Origin of the sequence: Photorhabdus bodei (assembly GCF_003287735.1) — a bacterium.
GTDB lineage: Bacteria > Pseudomonadota > Gammaproteobacteria > Enterobacterales > Enterobacteriaceae > Photorhabdus > Photorhabdus kayaii.
The window spans coordinates 1-805 of the sequence record NZ_NSCM01000142.1; the positions used below are offsets into that span (position 1 = coordinate 1).

The 805-nt window shown below is 40.6% G+C and carries 1 protein-coding gene; it reads left to right on the top strand.

The annotated features are described in order from the left end of the window. Positions 1-230: 230 nt before the first annotated feature. Positions 231-686 carry an IS200/IS605 family transposase gene (gene tnpA, locus CKY02_RS23135; RefSeq protein ID WP_112897018.1) on the top strand — a complete coding sequence of 152 codons (456 nt, stop codon included), beginning with the start codon at positions 231-233 and terminating at the stop codon, positions 684-686. Positions 687-805: the final 119 nt, after the last annotated feature.

The following is an 805-nucleotide window of genomic DNA, read 5'->3' on the forward strand; positions in this document are numbered from 1 at the left end:
GATAAAGCATCTTTAAAGAAGTTATGACATACTTCACGTACAGGCATAGCAGTGACCTTATTGACTTGGTGGAACAATCAGTAGATCACACAACGCTATGCCTGTCTATTTTCTGGGGATTCCTCAGCGCTATGCGGGTGGAGACCCGAGGTTATACCAAGAAAAACACCTTTCCGTTACGATATAGATGTTCAAGCTAATATACGTAACTGAAATAAGGAAAGGTGTTTATGGGGATTAAAGCACAAAGCTCAGCACATACAAAGTGGCTGTGCAAATACCATATCGTTTTTTCGCCGAAATACAGACGAAAAGTCATTTTTGCCAGTATCCGTACAAGCATAGGTGAAATATTACGAGACCTTTGTAAGTACAAAGGAGTTGAAATCATTGAAGGCCATTTAATGTCAGATTATGTCCATATGCTCGTGAGTATCCCACCGAAAATCAGTGTGTCGAGTTTTATGGGATATTTAAAAGGCAAAAGTTCGTTGATGATATTTGATAAGCATGCGAATTTAAAATACAAATTTGGCAACAGGAAGTTCTGGTCAGAAGGATACTATGTAAGTACGGTGGGGCTCAATGAAGCCACAATCCAGAAATACATAAGAGAGCAAGAAAAGTCAGATTTAATGCAGGATAAATTAAGTACACGAGAGTATGAAAACCCCTTCAAGGGGTAAGCCAAAGAGACAATGACCCTTTAGCTTGAACAAAGAGAAAGCGGCGTCATTTAGGCGCGGTCGGTAACATGCCCTTATAGGGCTAGAGCAAACCACCCGCTATGCGGGTGGTTATGATT